This is a genomic window from Rhizobium sp. A22-96, assembly GCF_053521805.1.
Genome location: NZ_JBNWDQ010000006.1, coordinates 379,304 through 395,391, shown reverse-complemented (window position 1 = coordinate 395,391; position 16,088 = coordinate 379,304). Strand labels below are relative to the sequence as shown.

At 59.5% G+C, this 16,088-nt stretch carries 14 protein-coding genes; 10 read left to right on the top strand and 4 right to left on the bottom strand.

What is annotated here, in order from left to right:
- Window positions 1–3: 3 nt before the first annotated feature.
- Window positions 4–780: a cyclase family protein gene (locus tag ACQZ6F_RS26585; protein WP_449094708.1), complete on the top strand. Its 777-nt coding sequence runs from the start codon at window positions 4–6 to the stop codon at window positions 778–780.
- A gap of 178 nt (window positions 781–958) precedes the next feature.
- Window positions 959–2,236 carry an MFS transporter gene (locus ACQZ6F_RS26580; RefSeq protein ID WP_449094805.1) on the top strand — a complete coding sequence of 426 codons (1,278 nt, stop codon included), beginning with the start codon at window positions 959–961 and terminating at the stop codon, window positions 2,234–2,236.
- On the opposite strand, the gene bhcR is transcribed toward ACQZ6F_RS26580, so the two are convergent.
- Complete coding sequence (gene bhcR / locus ACQZ6F_RS26575; RefSeq protein ID WP_449094707.1) at window positions 2,233–3,042, bottom strand: HTH-type transcriptional regulator BhcR; 810 nt, start codon at window positions 3,040–3,042, stop codon at window positions 2,233–2,235. The genes ACQZ6F_RS26580 and bhcR overlap by 4 nt on opposite strands.
- Window positions 3,043–3,238: 196 nt before the next feature.
- Between bhcR and bhcA the strand changes: the two genes are divergently transcribed.
- The 5 genes from bhcA (at window position 3,239) to ACQZ6F_RS26550 (ending at window position 8,708) form a co-directional block, all read left to right on the top strand.
- A complete protein-coding gene (gene bhcA / locus ACQZ6F_RS26570; RefSeq protein WP_449094706.1) occupies window positions 3,239–4,429 on the top strand; it encodes an L-aspartate--glyoxylate aminotransferase BhcA in 1,191 nt (396 codons plus the stop codon).
- A 12-nt stretch (window positions 4,430–4,441) separates the two neighbouring features.
- A complete protein-coding gene (bhcB, locus tag ACQZ6F_RS26565) occupies window positions 4,442–5,389 on the top strand; it encodes a beta-hydroxyaspartate dehydratase BhcB (RefSeq protein WP_449094705.1) in 948 nt (315 codons plus the stop codon).
- 12 nt (window positions 5,390–5,401) lie between these two features.
- Window positions 5,402–6,565, top strand: coding sequence for a 3-hydroxy-D-aspartate aldolase BhcC (gene bhcC / locus ACQZ6F_RS26560; RefSeq protein ID WP_449094704.1), 1,164 nt, complete (start codon window positions 5,402–5,404; stop codon window positions 6,563–6,565).
- A 48-nt stretch (window positions 6,566–6,613) separates the two neighbouring features.
- A complete protein-coding gene (gene bhcD, locus ACQZ6F_RS26555) occupies window positions 6,614–7,579 on the top strand; it encodes an iminosuccinate reductase BhcD (RefSeq protein ID WP_449094703.1) in 966 nt (321 codons plus the stop codon).
- A 145-nt stretch (window positions 7,580–7,724) separates the two neighbouring features.
- The gene (locus tag ACQZ6F_RS26550) at window positions 7,725–8,708 is read left to right on the top strand and encodes a type I glyceraldehyde-3-phosphate dehydrogenase (RefSeq protein WP_449094702.1); all 984 of its coding nucleotides are present in this window, start codon (window positions 7,725–7,727) and stop codon (window positions 8,706–8,708) included.
- 46 nt (window positions 8,709–8,754) lie between these two features.
- Here the strand turns inward: ACQZ6F_RS26550 and ACQZ6F_RS26545 are convergent, their stop codons facing one another.
- Window positions 8,755–9,471 (bottom strand): SDR family NAD(P)-dependent oxidoreductase, encoded by a 717-nt coding sequence (locus tag ACQZ6F_RS26545; protein ID WP_449094701.1) that lies wholly within the window; start codon window positions 9,469–9,471, stop codon window positions 8,755–8,757.
- Between the two features lie 132 nt (window positions 9,472–9,603).
- Here ACQZ6F_RS26545 and ACQZ6F_RS26540 point away from each other — a divergent pair, with 132 nt between their 5' ends.
- The 3 genes from ACQZ6F_RS26540 to ACQZ6F_RS26530 all read left to right on the top strand — a co-directional run bounded on the left by ACQZ6F_RS26540 (window position 9,604) and on the right by ACQZ6F_RS26530 (window position 15,184).
- On the top strand, window positions 9,604–10,539 hold the full coding sequence (locus ACQZ6F_RS26540) for a LysR family transcriptional regulator (protein ID WP_449094700.1): 936 nt from the start codon (window positions 9,604–9,606) through the stop codon (window positions 10,537–10,539).
- Between the two features lie 421 nt (window positions 10,540–10,960).
- Entirely contained in the window at window positions 10,961–12,094 is a 1,134-nt protein-coding gene (locus ACQZ6F_RS26535; RefSeq protein ID WP_449094699.1) for an efflux RND transporter periplasmic adaptor subunit, read from the top strand.
- 9 nt (window positions 12,095–12,103) lie between these two features.
- Window positions 12,104–15,184: an efflux RND transporter permease subunit gene (locus tag ACQZ6F_RS26530; RefSeq protein WP_449094698.1), complete on the top strand. Its 3,081-nt coding sequence runs from the start codon at window positions 12,104–12,106 to the stop codon at window positions 15,182–15,184.
- A gap of 65 nt (window positions 15,185–15,249) precedes the next feature.
- On the opposite strand, the gene ACQZ6F_RS26525 is transcribed toward ACQZ6F_RS26530, so the two are convergent.
- Together ACQZ6F_RS26525 and ACQZ6F_RS26520 are read right to left on the bottom strand one after the other, a co-directional pair.
- Window positions 15,250–15,429, bottom strand: a complete 180-nt coding sequence (locus tag ACQZ6F_RS26525) for a hypothetical protein (protein ID WP_449094697.1) — start codon at window positions 15,427–15,429, stop codon at window positions 15,250–15,252.
- Window positions 15,430–15,598: 169 nt separating this feature from the next.
- Window positions 15,599–15,910, bottom strand: coding sequence for a hypothetical protein (locus ACQZ6F_RS26520; protein ID WP_449094696.1), 312 nt, complete (start codon window positions 15,908–15,910; stop codon window positions 15,599–15,601).
- Between the last annotated feature and the right edge of the window lie 178 nt (window positions 15,911–16,088).

Genomic DNA, 16,088 nt, shown 5'->3' with positions numbered 1-16,088 from the left:
CCCATGACCCAGCGTATTATCGATCTGTCGGTGCCGATTGCCAACGATATTCCGGCCGATCCGCCGATCCAGATTCCGGCGATCACTTATATCGACCATACCCAAAGCCTCAAACAGATCCTTTCCTTCTTTCCTGGCCTGACGGCGGAAGACCTGCCGGATGGCGCCGGTTGGGCGGTGGAGCATATTGCGCTCTCCACCCACAATGGAACGCATCTGGATGCGCCGTGGCACTATCACCCGACGATGAACCATGGCGAGCCGGCATGGCGCATCGATCAGGTTCCGCTGGAATGGTGCTATCAGCCCGGCGTCAAGCTCGACTTCCGTCATTTCCCTGATGGTTATGTCGCGACGGCTGCCGATGTCGAAGCCGAGCTGAAGCGCATCGGCCATAAGCTGAGCCCGCTTGAAATCGTCGTGGTCAACACCTCGGCCGGTGCCAAGTTTGGCCAGGCGGACTATGTCGCGAGCGGATGCGGCATGGGCTATGAGGCAACCATGTACCTGACCGACCAGGGCGTGCGCGTCACCGGCACGGATGGCTGGAGCTGGGATGCGCCCTTCGTGCACACGGCAAAAAAATATACGGAAACCGGCGATGCCTCCCTCATCTGGGAAGGGCACAAGGCGGGCCGCCACACCGGCTATTGCCACATCGAGAAGCTGCACAATCTCGAGGCGCTCCCCTCGACCGGTTTCATCCTCAGCTGCTTCCCCGTGAAGATCGAGAATGCATCGGCCGGATGGACCCGCGCGGTAGCGATCATCTCGGACTGAGGGCCTCACTGTCATCGCATGAGGAAACGGTGGAGCCCTCCTTGAAGAGGAGTGGAGTGACCGTTGTTGGGCATGCCATTCAGTTCCCTCGTAACGCGAGGGAACCTTTTCCGGTCTGGAGCTTTCCGTTTGACGATTTCCAGAATCGGATGGTTGCCGATTGTCGCGCTTATTCCCGATTGACCGGCTGCGCCGGGCTCTCATTCCGCTTGGGTTTCTGAATTTTTTCATGGCCGACGTTCAGGCGGGCATCGGTCCCTTTCTCGGTGTCTTCCTGATCGCGCATGGCTGGCAAAGCGGGCCGATCGGTTCCGTGATGACGATCGGCGGCATTGCCGGCATGATCATGACGGCGCCGGCCGGCGCTTTTATCGACGAGACCAAACGCAAGCGAACCTGCGTGATCGTCCTCGGCATCTGCACCGTGCTCGCCTCGATGATCATTCTCACATCGCAAACTTTCTGGGTCGTGGCGTTGTCGCAGGTCGCAACCGCCGTGGCGGGTGCGGCGATCGGGCCGGCGCTGAACGGCATAACGCTCGGCATCGTCCGACAGGCCGGTTTCAATCGCCAGAATGGCTATAATCAGGCGCTCAATCATGCTGGCAATCTGGTCGGCGCCGGCCTGTCCGGCTGGCTTGGCTGGGCGTATGGCTTGACGGCCGTCTTCTGGCTTGCGGCCGTCTTCGGCGTGTTCTCGATTATTTCCGTGCTGATGATCCCGCGTGAGGCGATCGATGACGATGAAGCGCGTGGCGCGGTTCATGTCGTCGCGGATCCTCAAGGGAAAACCGGTTCTACTGAACAGCGCAAGGCAAGCGGCTTCGGCGTGCTCGCCGATTCCAAGCCGCTGCTTCTCTTGGCCGGTGCGCTGGCATTGTTCCATCTCGGCAATGGCGCGATGCTACCGTTGTTCGGACTCGCGGTCGTCGCGGCCAAGCAGGGCGATCCTGCCGGCTTTGTCGCCCTGACCATCGTCGTCGCGCAGGCCACCATGATCATCACATCGCTGATCGCGATGCAGGTTGCGGAGAGGAGAGGGCAATGGCTGGTGCTGTTGATATCCTTCATTGCGCTGCCCGTTCGCGGTTTTGTCGCGGCCCATCTCATCACGTCATGGGGCGTCTATCCCGTGCAGATTCTCGATGGGATCGGCGCCGGCCTGCAGAGTGTCGCCGTGCCCGCACTCGTCGCGCGTATCCTGAACGGAACGGGCCGGATCAATGTCGGCCAGGGTGTCGTCATGACCGTGCAGGGTGTCGGCGCATCCCTAAGCCCGGCCATTGGTGGCTGGCTGGCGCAGGAGATCGGCTATAGCGCCATGTTCATGATCCTCGGCAGTTTTGCATTCGGATCGATCGCGCTCTGGGTCGGATTTCACGGCGTTCTGCGAGCCGCCTCTGCGGTCCCGGGCCTTGCGTCGCGCCCGCTGCTCCGTCCTGAACCCCGATCCTAAGGCGCTCCAAGGCGCCGCGACACCATTCTCGCAGCACTCCTCACGCGCTCGCCGATCTTGTCGATATCGCCATCCGGAAGCCGATGGATGGGGCCGGAAACGGAAATGCCGGCCACGGCTTCGCCGTGCACATTCAGGATCGGCGCCGCGACGCATCGCATCCCTTTGGTTCGCTCCTCATCGTCGAAGGAGTAACCTCTCTCCCGCGTCTTCAGCAGCTCCTCGCGCAGCTGCTCGAAAGAATGCACGGTATTGTCCGTGAAACGCTCGAATTCCTTCTTTTTGAAGAGGGTTGAAAGCCGCTCTTCGTCATAGGTGCTGAGAAGCGCCTTGCCGATGCCGGAGGCGTGCAGCGGCGACAGTGTGCCCGGCGGGAAGAAGGCGCGGATCGACTCATGGGTTTCCACCTGGCTGACAAACAGGACGTTGCCGTCCTTCTCGATGCCGAGATTGGATGTTTCGCCGGTTTCGAGCATGAGTTCGCGCATGATCGGGCGGCTACGCTCGACGACGTTGGAGCGGCGGAGAAATGCTGCACCTAGCCGATAGGCCTCGGGGCCGATATGCCAGACCTGCCGATCGGGACTGATCTCGACGAATTCGCGGCGCTCCAATGTCGCCAGCACGCGATGCATGGTCGCCGTCGATTGATCGAGCTGGCTTGCCAGCTCGGACAGCGTCTTGCCCTCCGGTGTGGCAAGAGCGTCAAGGACATCCAGTGCCCTGTCCAGCGCCTGGATGGTGTTTTGTGTTTGCGGGCCGTTGAAGGCCTTGGGGCGGCCTCTTCGGCGTGGTTCAGCGGGCATCAGCCATCGTCTCCAATGGGATTCAGTCGATGAAAAATTCTGGCTTGAAAAATAGATTTGTACAATGAAAAAATAGCAAATTATTGATTTAAATAAATATTACCGTGTTTGTTGCCATTTTGAAAAATGATTTCAAAAAAATTTATCTCCAATTTCCGGCGTGCTATCCATTCTTCAACAACAGGAGGTCGCCCAAATGTATATGCAGAACCCAGTCTTCATTCCGGGCCCGACGAACATGCCTGAGATCCTTCGCAAGGCTACGGACATGCCGACGCTCGATCACCGCTCGCCCTTGTTCGGAGAGATTCTTCGCCCGGCACTTGCTGGCGTGAAGAAGATCCTGAAAACCGAAGCGGCCGCCGTCTACGTATTTCCGTCCACGGGAACCGGTGGTTGGGAGACGGCGATCACCAATACGCTCAGCCCCGGCGACCGCGTTCTTGCCGCCCGCCATGGCATGTTCAGCCAGCGCTGGATCGACATGTGCCAGCGGCACGGGCTGAAGGTTGACATCGTCGAAGCCGCCTGGGGCGCCGGCGCTCCCGCTGATCGCTATGAGGAAATCCTCGCGGCCGATACTGCGCATGAGATCAAGGCGGTTCTCGTCACCCATAACGAGACGGCAACCGGCGTCAAATCCGATATCGCCGCCGTTCGGCGTGCGATCGATGCCGCCAAGCATCCCGCTCTGTTGTTCGTTGATGGCGTCAGCTCCATCGCGTCGATGGATTTCCGCATGGACGAGTGGTCCGTCGATATTGCCATCACAGGCTCGCAGAAGGGCTTCATGCTGCCTGCAGGCCTCGCGATTACCGCCTTTTCGCCGAAGGCGTTGGCGGCGGTCGAAACCGCCAAGCTTCCGCGAACATTCTTCGACATCCGAGACATGGCGCGGAGCTATTCAAACAACGCCTATCCCTACACGCCGGCCGTCGGCCTCTTGAACGGGCTCAAGCTGTCGACGGAGCTGCTGCTGGCCGAAGGCCTGGAGAATGTCTTCGCGCGCCATCACCGCATCGCTTCGGGCATTCGGGCGGCCGTCCGGGCATGGGGACTGGAACTTTGCGCCAAAAGTGAAGACCTCTACTCTGACACGGTCAGCGCAATCCGCACGCCGGATGGTTTCGATGCCACGTCGATCGTCGCCCACGCAGCCAAGACATATGATGTCGCCTTCGGGGTCGGCCTCGGCGAAGTCGCCGGCAAGGTCTTCCGCATCGGGCATCTCGGCAGTCTGACGGATGTCATGGCACTGTCGGGCATTGCGACGGCGGAGATGGTCATGGTCGACCTCGGCCTTAACATCAAGCTCGGCTCGGGTGTCGCGGCAGCGCAAGAGCATTATCGCAACGGCCGCGCTTCGAAAATCCAGGCCGCAGCCTGAGGAGGCAGACCCATGTACATTCCAACACTCGCCGACATGACCGCCGCAGAAGAGCGGATCAGGCGCCATATTCATCGCACTCCGGTTCTGACCTCCAGCTTCATCAATTCGCTCGTGGGAGCAGAGCTGTTCTTCAAATGCGAGAACTTCCAGAAGGCAGGAGCCTTCAAGGCACGCGGCGCATCGAATGCCGTCTTTGGTCTTAGCGATGAGCAGGCGGCCAAGGGTGTCGCGACGCATTCCTCCGGCAATCATGGGACCTGCCTTTCCTATGCTGCCGGCCGTCGCGGAATTCCCTGCACCGTTGTCATGCCGCGCACTGCGCCGCAGGCGAAGAAGGATGCAGTGCGGGGCTATGGCGGCAAGGTTGTCGAGTGCGAGCCCTCGACCTCGTCGCGCGAGGCCGTTTTCGCCGAAGTCGTCGCCGAGACCGGTGCGGAGTTCGTGCATCCCTACAATGATCCGCGTGTTATCGCCGGACAGGCAACCTGTTCGAAAGAGTTGATCGAACAGGTGGACGGGCTCGATGCCGTCATCGCCCCGATCGGCGGCGGCGGCATGGTTTCGGGAACCTGCCTCACTTTGTCCAATCTGGCGCCCCATATCCGGGTTTATGCGGCCGAACCTAAGCAGGCTGACGATGCATATCGCAGCTTCAAGGCCGGCCATATCATCGCGGACGACGCGCCGAACACGGTGGCCGATGGCCTCAAGGTGCCGCTCAAGGACCTGACCTGGCATTTCGTTAGAAACCACGTCACCGACATTCTGACGGCCTCGGAGGAAGAGATCGTCGATGCGATGAAGCTCATCTGGAAGCGGATGAAGATCGTCATGGAGCCATCCAGCGCCGTGCCTCTGGCGACGATCCTGAAGAACAAGCACGTCTTTGCCGGAAAACGTGTCGGCATCATCATCACCGGCGGCAATGTCGACCTCGATAAATTGCCTTGGCAATAGGGAGAAGAAGCAATGAACATGGAACCGAAATTTGCCGGCATGGAAGTCGGCTACGACGTACCGGCTCTTCCCGGAATGAGCGTCGATGATATCCAGACGCCCTGCCTGATCCTGGATCTCGACGCGCTCGAGCGCAATATTCGCAAGATGGGCGACTATGCAAAGGCTCACAACATGCGCCACCGCGCGCATGGCAAGATGCACAAGTCCGTGGACGTCCTGAGGCTCCAGCAGGAGCTGGGCGGTGCAATCGGCGTCTGCTGTCAGAAGGTGTCCGAAGCGGAAGTTTTCGTTCGCGGCGGTATCAAGGATGTGCTGGTCTCCAACCAGGTTCGCGATCCGGCAAAGATCGATCGCCTGGCGCTTTTGCCGCAGCATGGCGCGCGGATCATCGTCTGCGTCGACGATCTGGCCAATGTCGAAGAGCTTTCCAGAGCGGCGCAGAAATACGGCACGACGCTGGAGTGCTTCATCGAGATCGATTGCGGCGCCGGACGGTGCGGCGTCACGACGACTGCGGCCGTCGTCGCGCTTGCCAATGCCATCCATGCGGCACCCGGCCTCAAGTTCACCGGCATCCAGGCCTATCAGGGCGCCATGCAGCACATCGATAGGTATGAAGACCGCAAGGTCAAGCTCGATGCGGCTATCGCCCAGGTCAAGGATGCCGTCGAAGCGCTGAAAGCCGAAGGTCTCGACCCCGAATTGGTCAGCGGCGGCGGCACGGGCAGCTACTATTTCGAGAGCAATTCGGGCGTCTACAATGAGCTGCAATGCGGCAGCTACGCCTTCATGGACGCCGACTATGGCCGTATCCACGACCAGGACGGCAAGCGGATCGACCAGGGCGAATGGGAAAACGCGCTGTTCATCCTGACCAGCATCATGAGCCACGCAAAGGCGGACAAGGCGATCTGCGATGCCGGCCTCAAGGCACAATCGGTCGACTCCGGACTGCCCTTTATCTACGGTCGCGACGATGTGAAATACATCAAATGCTCGGACGAGCATGGCGTTATCGAAGACCCGAACGGCGTCCTCAAGATCAACGAGAAGCTGCGTCTGGTCCCTGGTCATTGCGATCCCACTTGCAATGTTCACGATTGGTATGTGGGCGTGCGCAACGGCAAGGTCGAAACGCTCTGGCCCGTATCCGCCCGCGGCAAGGCCTACTGATGACACGGGGGCTCCGACCCCCTTCCTAAAATTCAAGCGGAAGCCAGAATGATCATCGTTCCTGAGAGTGAAATTGCCGGATTGGTAACCCCTGCCGATTGCTTCAGGGCGGTCGAGGGCGTCTTTGCCTCGATGGCGGATAGATCGGCCTACAATTTCCCTGTCGTCCGTGAGGCGATCGGGCATGCCGATGCCCTATACGGCTTCAAGTCAGGGTTCGATCGTAAAGGTCTGGCACTCGGTCTCAAGGCCGGCGGGTTCTGGCCGAACAATGTCCAGAGAGGTCTCACCAACCATCAGTCCACCGTGTTCCTGTTCGATCCCGATACCGGCAAATGCCGGGCCGTCGTCGGCGGCAATCTGCTGACGGCGCTGCGGACGGCAGCGGCCTCCGCCATTTCGATCAAATATCTCGCCCGTAAAGACGCGAAGGTCCTTGGCATGATCGGTGCCGGTCACCAGGCGACGTTTCAATTACGCGCAGCCCTTGCGCAGCGCCCATTCGAAAAGATCGTCGGCTGGAACCTGCATCCCGACATGCTGAGCCGTCTGGAGGAGGTTGCCAAGGAGGAGGGCCTTCCCTTCGAGGCAGTCGATCTTGGTCGGCTGGGAGCAGAAGCGGATGTGATCATCTCGATCACCTCCTCTTTTGCGCCCATGCTCAAGGCGTCGCAGGTTCGCGCCGGGACGCATCTCGCCTGCATGGGGACCGATACGAAAGGCAAGCAGGAAATCGAGGCAGAAATCCTGGCCAAGGCAACCGTCTTCACCGACGAAGTGGCACAGGCCATCACCATCGGCGAGTCCCAACATGCGATCGAAAGAGGGCTGATCCGCGAGGAGTCAATCATCGAGATCGGCGCCGTCATCAACGGCACGCATCCCGGACGAACCTCCGCGGACCAGATCACCCTCTTCGACGGCACGGGGGTCGGCCTGCAGGATCTTGCCGTTGCTTCGGCTGCGGTCGAGCTTGCTCTGGCGAAAGGCGTGGCAATCGAGGTCGACTTCTAACGCAGGCGGATCTAAAGGGAGGGGATAGGGAGGAGAGTGGCATCGGCATCCGCCGTGCCACGAGCATCGATAGCCAAATCAACCGCGACACTGCAGGCCTCCGGCATTGTCGAGCAAGGGTGTAAGTCGAATGTCGAACCGGCCGTTGAGGATTGCAATTAACGGGTTTGGCAGGATCGGGCGTTCGGTCCTGCGTATTCTCCTGCGCGATCGTCGTGACATGGAAGTGGTCCTGATCAACGACATCGCAGCCCTGGAGACATGCGCCTATCTCTTCGAATATGACAGCGTCTACGGCCCATGGCCTGAGCCTGTCTCCTTTCGCGAGCAGACCCTCGTGGTCGGTGGGGTGTCGATACCGTTTCACCATGCGGCCGACATCAGCAAGCTCGACCTTCAAGGGGTCGACGTCCTTTTGGAGTGCACCGGCCACGCCAATTCCCGTGCGGTGGCTTTGCGCGGCATTGAAGCCGGGGCAAAGAGAGTGCTGATTTCCGGCCCGTCGGCTGCTGCCGATGTCACGCTGGTGCTGGGCGCCAATGAGGAAGCCTTCAGCGATCAGAGCGTGATTTCAAACGCATCCTGCACGACAAATGCGCTGGCGCCGCTTTTGCGCATTGTCGACCAGGAATTCGGCATCATCGGTGGCCAGATGACCACCATTCATTGCTACACGGCGAGCCAGCCGACCATAGATCAACCGCGTTCCGATCTAGCCCGCAGCCGTGCCGCCGCACTTTCCATGGTACCGACGACCACGAGTGCCCATGCGATCGTCGGCGAAGTCCTTCCGCATCTCGCAGGCTTGATCGAGGCGCGGGCTCTCCGGGTGCCGACGGCCAGTGTCTCGGCAATCGACCTCACGGTCGCAGTTCGGCATGTATCGGACCTCGCCACCATGCGTGCGACGTTGAAGCAAGCTGCGGAGGCGTCGCCGATATTGGGCTGGATCGAGAAGCCGCTGGTCTCGTCGGATCTGCGCGGCCGCCAGGAGTCTCTTGTTTTGAGCGGACCCGAGACGTCGCTTGGCGCCGGCGGTCTTCTGAGGGTGTTCGGCTGGTACGATAACGAATGGGGCTTCTCGAACCGGATGCTCGATATGGCTCAGCATATCGGCCGCCCGAACTAGAGAGATCAAAGCCGCGCTCGCCGCAGGTTGATTTGCCGAGACAATTTCACCAGGGCACCGTGCGGCCAAGATAATCGAGATATTCCAGACCCGGTCTTCCCTGCTTGGCAAGAAGCACATCTACCAGACTCGGAATGCTTTCTTCGATGGTGAGCTTTGCATCCGGCCCTCCCATCTCGGTGCGGACCCAGCCGGGGGCCATGATTGCCATGGCACGCGATGTCTCCGCGTGACGGGCCGCGAAGCTGCGCATGAACATGTTCAGCGCCGCCTTGCTGCCACGATAGACCTCGCGTTGGCCGGCATTGTTATTGGCGATGCTGCCTTGCCCGGATGACATCACGCCGATCAAGCCCGTCGCAGGCACGTATTGCTCCAGGCTTTCGAGAACCCGCATCGGGCTCAGCGCATTCGTGACCATCACCCGGATGAACTCGTCCGTCGTCACTTCGCCTATCGTTTCGGTCGGATTGTTCGTGACGCCGGCATTGACGAACAGCATGTCGAATACTCGTCCCGACAGCCGCTCGTGCAGGGCCTTGACCTGATCCGGCTCGCAAATGTCCAGGGTCTCGATTTCGACGCTCCCTTGGAATTCGTCAGCGAGATCATGCAGCTTGGTGCGGCCTCCGCCGGCCCGCACAGTACCGACGACATTCCATCCTCTTTTCAGGAATTCGCTCGCCATCGCAAGGCCGAGACCCCGAGATGCGCCAATCAGAAGGATTGTGCCAGAAGGGGTATTCGAAATGCTTGTAGACATGGGTCAGTCTCTTTCGTTGGCTCGTTCACGCTAGATATGGGCAATCGGCCAATTGGCGCCAGACGCATCAAAATCAAAATATAGTTGCATCGAACGCTATGTCAGGCGGACGAGGTGCGATAGGCTCCTTTCATGAACGATATGGATGTTGACCTGAATCTTCTTGTTACGCTGGACGTGCTGCTTGCCGAAGGCAGTGTGACGGGCGCCGCCCGCCGGCTTGGCTTGAGCACTTCGGCGATGAGCCGGACACTCACGCGGCTTCGCGCAGCGACAGGTGATCCGTTGCTCGTCCGGGCCGGACGCGGGCTTGTGCCGACACCGCGTGCCTCGGAGCTGCGCGATCACGTTCACGAGCTTGCACGGGATGTGCGGGCGGTTCTGCGGCCGCAAATTGCCGAGGTAGACCTGGTCGCCCTGGAACGGACTTTTACTATCCGGGTCAACGAGGCGTTCCTGGAATTCCTCTCCGGTCCGGTGGTCGCCGCGGTTTCACGCGCGGCACCAAATGTCTGCCTCCGGTTCGCCTATAAACCCGACAAGGATGCGCTTCCGCTTCGCGAAGGCCTGATCGATCTGGAGATCGGGGTGCTTGGAACTTCCGCACCCGAGATCCGCACCCAGCTTCTGTTCTACGACAAGCTTGTCGGCGTCGCCCGGATCGGTCATCCACTTCTGACGGGAGCAGCAATCACGCCCGAGAGATATGCGGCCTGCAAGCATGTCGCCGCGTCGCAGGAAGGCAATTTCGTCAAACCGATCGATGACGCCCTGGAACAGCTCGGTCTTCGCCGCGCGATAATGGTCGTCGTACCGGGATATCCGGACGCCATGCGGATCGCCCGGCAATCGGATCTGGTCGCGCGCGTACCGCGCTCTTGTTTTGGCAATGGCGTGGCCGATGGTCATGCCGCCACGGCTGGGCTTCAGACTTTCGAGCTTCCTCTGCCCATGCCGGAGTTCAAGGTTTCGGCAATATGGCATCCGCGCATGGACGCCGATCCAGCCCATCGCTGGCTGCGCGATACTGTGATGTCGGTCTGCCGTGCGGCGTATCCGCGACGATAAGCATGTGGCGATGTTGTGATCTGAGCATTCCACTCAAGGCAGATTGCGGCAAGGCGATGCGCCTTGCCAGCAAGGGATGCAAAGCGGGCAGGTAATCTTTTGGACACCATATTGCCGTAATTTAGGACATCTTTGATGTGGTCTGGGTATGATAAATCAGTTATCGTGAATGTGCTCGGGAGAGCCTGTGCTCAATCAAAACAAAGGCCTGCCAATGACGTTTGACTGGTCCGCTTTGTTTGAGGACAGCCGACATGGGCACAATAAATCCGCATCGTTATCGACTGTCACGCCGAGCCTGAGTGCCGGCAATGACGCGGTGCTGAGCATGTCGACGGAAAGGCGTTTTCCGTGAGCCTAGCCGGAGCCGATGCCATCAAATCTCGTACCGACCCATCCCTGAAAAATAGAGTCTGCTAACATGATAAAACGCATGGTCATCATGCTGATCGTCATAGGCCTGATCCTGGGCGGGATCTTCGGCTTTCAGGCATTCAAGAACCGCATGATTGCGGCTTATCTGGCTAACCTCAAGGCACCGCCGCAGACCGTTTCGACAATTACGGCGGCAACGAGCCCATGGCAGACGACGTTGCAATCCATCGGCAGCTTTAACGCTGTCGAGGGCGCCAACCTTTCGGCGCAGGTCCAGGGCATTGTTCAGAAGATCGGCTTTGAGGATGGCCAGGATGTCAAGAAGGGCGATCTGATCGTGCAACTGCTCGCCGATCAGCAGATCGCGACCTTGCAGCAATACCAGGCGTCGGCCGCGAACGCGCAGATTGCCTATGACCGTGACTCGAAACTGATCAAGGCCAACACTATTGCGCAAAGCCAGGTCGACAGCGATCTCGCCAACTTGAAATCTGCGCAGGCGCAGGCCGCGTCGCAACAGGCGTTGATCGATCAATATTCGATCCGGGCACCCTTTGACGGGCATCTCGGCATCAAGCTTGTCAGCCTCGGCCAATATCTGGCGGCCGGAACGGCAGTCGTGACCTTGCAATCGCTCGACCCGATCCAGTTTGACTTCTCAATGCCACAGCAGGCTCTGTCGCAGCTGAAAGTCGGGCAGGCGGTAACGGCAACGGTCGACGCCTATGGCACCCAGACCTTTGATGGCAAGATCACGGCAATCAGTCCGTTGGTCGATAGCCAGAGCCGCAATATCACCATTCGTGCCACTTTCGACAATCACGATCGCAAGCTTTTGCCCGGCATGTTCGGCAATGTGTCCGTCGTGGTCGGCGATCCGCAAAACTACATCTCCTTGCCGCAGACCGCCGTTGCCATCAATCCCTACGGCAATGTCGTCTATATCGTGACCGACAAGGGTAAAGGACCGGATGGGAAGCCGCAGCTCGTCGCCAATCAGAAGTTCGTCAGCACTGGGCAGGCGCGCGGCGATCAGATCGCGGTGACCAAGGGGGTGAATGCGGGTGATGTCGTTGTGACCTCCGGCCAGCTCAAACTGAACAACGGTTCGCCCGTCATTATCAACAACGACGTACAACCGTCGAACGACCCGAATGCTAATCCCGCAAATCCAAACTGAGGCGTGACGATGAATATCACCGACATCTTCATCCGGCGCCCCGTTCTTGCCCTGGTGGTGAGCGCGTTGATTATCGTGATCGGCTACCAGTCGTTCCGCTCACTGACGGTGCGCCAATATCCACAGACACAGAATGCCGTTGTTACGGTGACAACAACCTATCCCGGTGCCGCACCCGACGTCATCGCCGGCTTCATCACGACGCCGCTCGAAAACGCCATCGCTCAGTCGAATGGCATCGATTACATGACCTCGACGAGCACCAGCGGTACGTCGACCATCACCGTCAACCTGCGCCTCAATTATAGCGCCGACTCGGCGTTGACAGAAATCAGCGCCAAGATATCGTCTGTTCTCAATCAGCTGCCAACGGGCACGCAGCAGCCGATCTTGTCGGTCTCCATCGGCCAGTCGATCGATGCGATGTATATTGGCTTCCGCAGCGATGTTCTCGCCAGCAACCAGATCACCGACTATCTGACGCGCGTCGTTCAGCCCAAATTGCAGGCGGTCAATGGCGTTCAGACGGCCGAAATCCTCGGCGCGCGAACCTTCGCGTTGAGAGCGTGGCTGCAGCCGGACAAGCTCGCCGCTTACGGGTTGACGGCCGGCGATGTCGGGACTGCACTTGCAGCCAACAACTATATCTCCGGTATCGGCACGACGCGCGGCCAGATGACGCAGACCGTGCTAACCGCACGGACCGACCTGCATTCGGTCGACGAATTCAACGAGATGGTGGTCAGGCAGATCGGCACCTCGATCGTTCGCTTGAAGGATGTCGCCACTGTCGCGCTCGGATCTCAGAACCCCGACGTCCAGATTGGATTTGATGGCCAGGACGGTGTGTTCATGGGCATCCAGATCGCGCCGACGGCCAATCTGCTCGACGTGATCACGGGTGTCCGCGCTGTATTTCCGAGCATCCAGGAACAGCTTCCGCAGGGGCTCCAGGGCTATATCGTTTATGATTCCAGCGTCTTCGTCACCACGTCGATCAACGAGGTCGTGAAGAGCCTGCTCGAAGCTCTGGTCATCGTCATTTTCGTGGTGTTCGCATTTCTCGGTTCCCCACGTTCGGTCGCCATTCCCATCGTCGCCATACCGCTATCGCTGGTCGGTACCTTCGCGATGATGCTGATCTTCGGCTTCTCGATAAACCTTTTGACCTTGCTTGCCCTGGTGTTGGCAATCGGCCTTGTGGTCGACGACGCCATTATCGTGGTCGAGAACGTCAACCGCCATATCGAGGAAGGTGCGACGCCGATGCGGGCGGCGCTGGATGCCGCGCATGAATTGGTCGGGCCAATCCTGGCCATGACCGTCGTGCTGATCGCCGTCTACGTGCCGATCGGCTTCCAGGGCGGCCTGACGGGTGCGCTTTTTTCGGAATTCGCCTTTACGCTGGTTGGCGCCGTAACCGTCTCGATGATCATCGCGCTGACGCTGACGCCGATGATGTGCTCACGCATCCTGAAGCCGCACCTGACCGACCGTAGCGGTTGGGAAGAGCGCGTCTCGGATTTCATCGATCGGCGCTTCTCGGAAATCCATCGGCCCTATGTGCGAATGCTGCACGGCAGTTTGAACACCATACCGGTGGCGCTGGTATTCGCCGCGATCGTGCTCGGCAGTATCTATTTCCTCTACACAAGCGCCAAGAACGAACTGGCTCCCAATGAGGACCAGGGATTTCTGGCGGCACAGGTGACCAACGCTCCGAACGCAACGCTTCAACAAAAGCTGCTCAGTTCCGACCAGGTCACTAAGATCTTCCACAGTTTTCCTGAAACCGACAAGACCCTTCAGGTTGAGGTGCCAGGCACCTCGTTTGAAGGCATGGTGCTGAAGCCTTGGGACCAGCGTACCAGAACAGCCGACCAACTGCAGCCACTGGTACAGGCCGACTTGGCAAAGATCGCCGGCGGTCAGGCGGTGGTCTTCCAGATACCGCCGCTACCCGGCGCCAGCGGCCTACCGGTGCAATTCGCCATCGGCAGCACCAGCGGCTTCGAGCAACTCAACGAAGTGTCCAGCGGCTTCCTGCAGGAAGCGCAGAAATCCGGTCAGTTCATCTTCCTGACAAAGGATCTCTACGTCGACAATCCGCAATATTCGATCCAGATTGATCGCAGCAAGGCATCGGCACTTGGGCTAAATATGAACACCGTCGGTGCGGCGCTCTCCTCCATGCTCGGCGGTGGCTACGTCAATTATTTCAGTATCGACAACCGCTCCTACCAGGTCATTCCGCAGGTGGAGCAACGCTCGCGTCAGACGATCGATCAGATCATGAATTATCCGATCGCGAACGTGAACGGTTCTAAGATCCCGCTTTCGGCCATCGCGACCGCGAAACTGCAGGCGACTCCGCGCTCAGTCGCGCACTTCCAGCAATTGAACTCCGCCACCATCTCCGGCGTGCCGGCGCCGGGCGTCGCCGTCGGCGATGCGCTTGAAACCCTCAAGTCGATCGCGGCGCGTACATTGCCGCAAGGCTACTCGGTGGATTATGGCGGCCAGTCGCGCCAGTTCGTGCAGGAATCGAGCGGCATGGCCACCACATTCGCTCTCGCGCTGATCATCGTTTTTCTGGCGCTGTCGGCCCAGTTCAACAGTTTCCGAGACCCGTTCATCATTCTCGTCTCGGTGCCGATGTCGATCGCAGGTGCGCTCGCCTTCATCAGCCTTGGCATCGGCGGCGCGACGATGAACATCTACACGCAGGTCGGTTTGGTGACGCTCATGGGGCTGATCAGCAAGCACGGCATCCTCATCGTCGAGGTGGCGAATACGCTGCAGGCTCAGGGGAAATCCAAGCGCGAGGCGATCGAGGGCGCTTGCGGCATTCGACTGCGTCCGATCTTGATGACGACCGGCGCCATGGTTCTGGGCGTGATACCGCTGATCTTGGCGACCGGTGCCGGTGCTGCTTCCCGCTTCAACATGGGTCTGGTGATCGCCACCGGGCTGGCCATCGGTACGCTTTTCACGCTTTTCGTAGTGCCTGCGGTCTACATGGTGCTGGCTGCCGACCATCGCAAGCAAGATGTGCCCGACGGGGAGCCGGAGTCGGCACCGGTGCATTGACAATCTAGCGGCGTCGGCCCGCCGGCGTCTTTGTACTCCGCCCGGATAGCGGCGATGTCCGAATATTAGTTGCCGGGCTGCTGATCGTTTTGCTGTCCGTTCTGATTGTCGCCTGGTTTGATGACCGGGGTTCTACCGACCTTTGGCGCCGGTTTTTCCAACGCGCTATCGCCGACAACCGGCGGCTTCAGCACGCCGTCGCAATCCTTCAGCTTGTCGCTGGAGTTGCTATCGGGTGCCGGCACAGCCTGTTCGGTTTTGGCCTGCCGGCCAGAATTGCCAGCCTTGCAGCGATCATTGTCCGCCGCCGGCTGCGCAAATGCTACGGTCGATGAAACGGCGGCGACGATGACGGCAGTCAGCAGGACACCGCGGCATTTGGGCAGGCTCCATCGTCCCCTTTGATGTGGCTCATCAAACCTGTGTCGAAATGATCGTGTCGACGCTAATCGTGCCGGCGATGACGCCGCGGTGGTGATATTGCTTGCCATTATTCACCTCGATGACGGTGTAGAGTTTCTCGTTGCGAAAGACGCTTGCCATTTTGGTCGTCTTGTCCTCCGCGGGCACGGCATCGATTTCCATGAAATCCAGTTCTCTTTCGGCCGCGACCACACGGGCATCGCCTGCGGTTCGAGCTGCCACCAGAACTTCGCCGTGCGATTTTCCGCCAAGCCAATTGGGGTCATTGTCGGCGGCCGTCGGAACCAGACGATATAGTTTCATGGGGTCATCCATCTTCATCTCCCTTGTGCGTGAGTATCGAAGAGGCCACAGGTCGGATGGGTAAGAAGCTCGTCTGCCGTTTCGTTGGCTATGGAGAGAAAGCGGAAAAATCTCCATATTCTTCGGCGCCATCGCGTCCGCTTGGCACAACCTGCGGCCTCATGGAGCTAACGCCGGG

What these genes read in the sequence shown, in the direction of transcription:
- ACQZ6F_RS26585 (WP_449094708.1), top strand. Translation starts at nt 4, where the DNA reads ATGACCCAGCGTATTATCGATCTGTCGGTGCCGATTGCCAACGATATT.
- bhcR (WP_449094707.1), bottom strand. Translation starts at nt 3,042, where the DNA reads ATGCCCGCTGAACCACGCCGAAGAGGCCGCCCCAAGGCCTTCAACGGC.
- bhcA (WP_449094706.1), top strand. Translation starts at nt 3,239, where the DNA reads ATGTATATGCAGAACCCAGTCTTCATTCCGGGCCCGACGAACATGCCT.
- bhcB (WP_449094705.1), top strand. Translation starts at nt 4,442, where the DNA reads ATGTACATTCCAACACTCGCCGACATGACCGCCGCAGAAGAGCGGATC.
- bhcC (WP_449094704.1), top strand. Translation starts at nt 5,402, where the DNA reads ATGAACATGGAACCGAAATTTGCCGGCATGGAAGTCGGCTACGACGTA.
- bhcD (WP_449094703.1), top strand. Translation starts at nt 6,614, where the DNA reads ATGATCATCGTTCCTGAGAGTGAAATTGCCGGATTGGTAACCCCTGCC.
- ACQZ6F_RS26545 (WP_449094701.1), bottom strand. Translation starts at nt 9,471, where the DNA reads ATGTCTACAAGCATTTCGAATACCCCTTCTGGCACAATCCTTCTGATT.
- ACQZ6F_RS26540 (WP_449094700.1), top strand. Translation starts at nt 9,604, where the DNA reads ATGAACGATATGGATGTTGACCTGAATCTTCTTGTTACGCTGGACGTG.
- ACQZ6F_RS26535 (WP_449094699.1), top strand. Translation starts at nt 10,961, where the DNA reads ATGATAAAACGCATGGTCATCATGCTGATCGTCATAGGCCTGATCCTG.
- ACQZ6F_RS26530 (WP_449094698.1), top strand. Translation starts at nt 12,104, where the DNA reads ATGAATATCACCGACATCTTCATCCGGCGCCCCGTTCTTGCCCTGGTG.
- ACQZ6F_RS26520 (WP_449094696.1), bottom strand. Translation starts at nt 15,910, where the DNA reads ATGAAACTATATCGTCTGGTTCCGACGGCCGCCGACAATGACCCCAAT.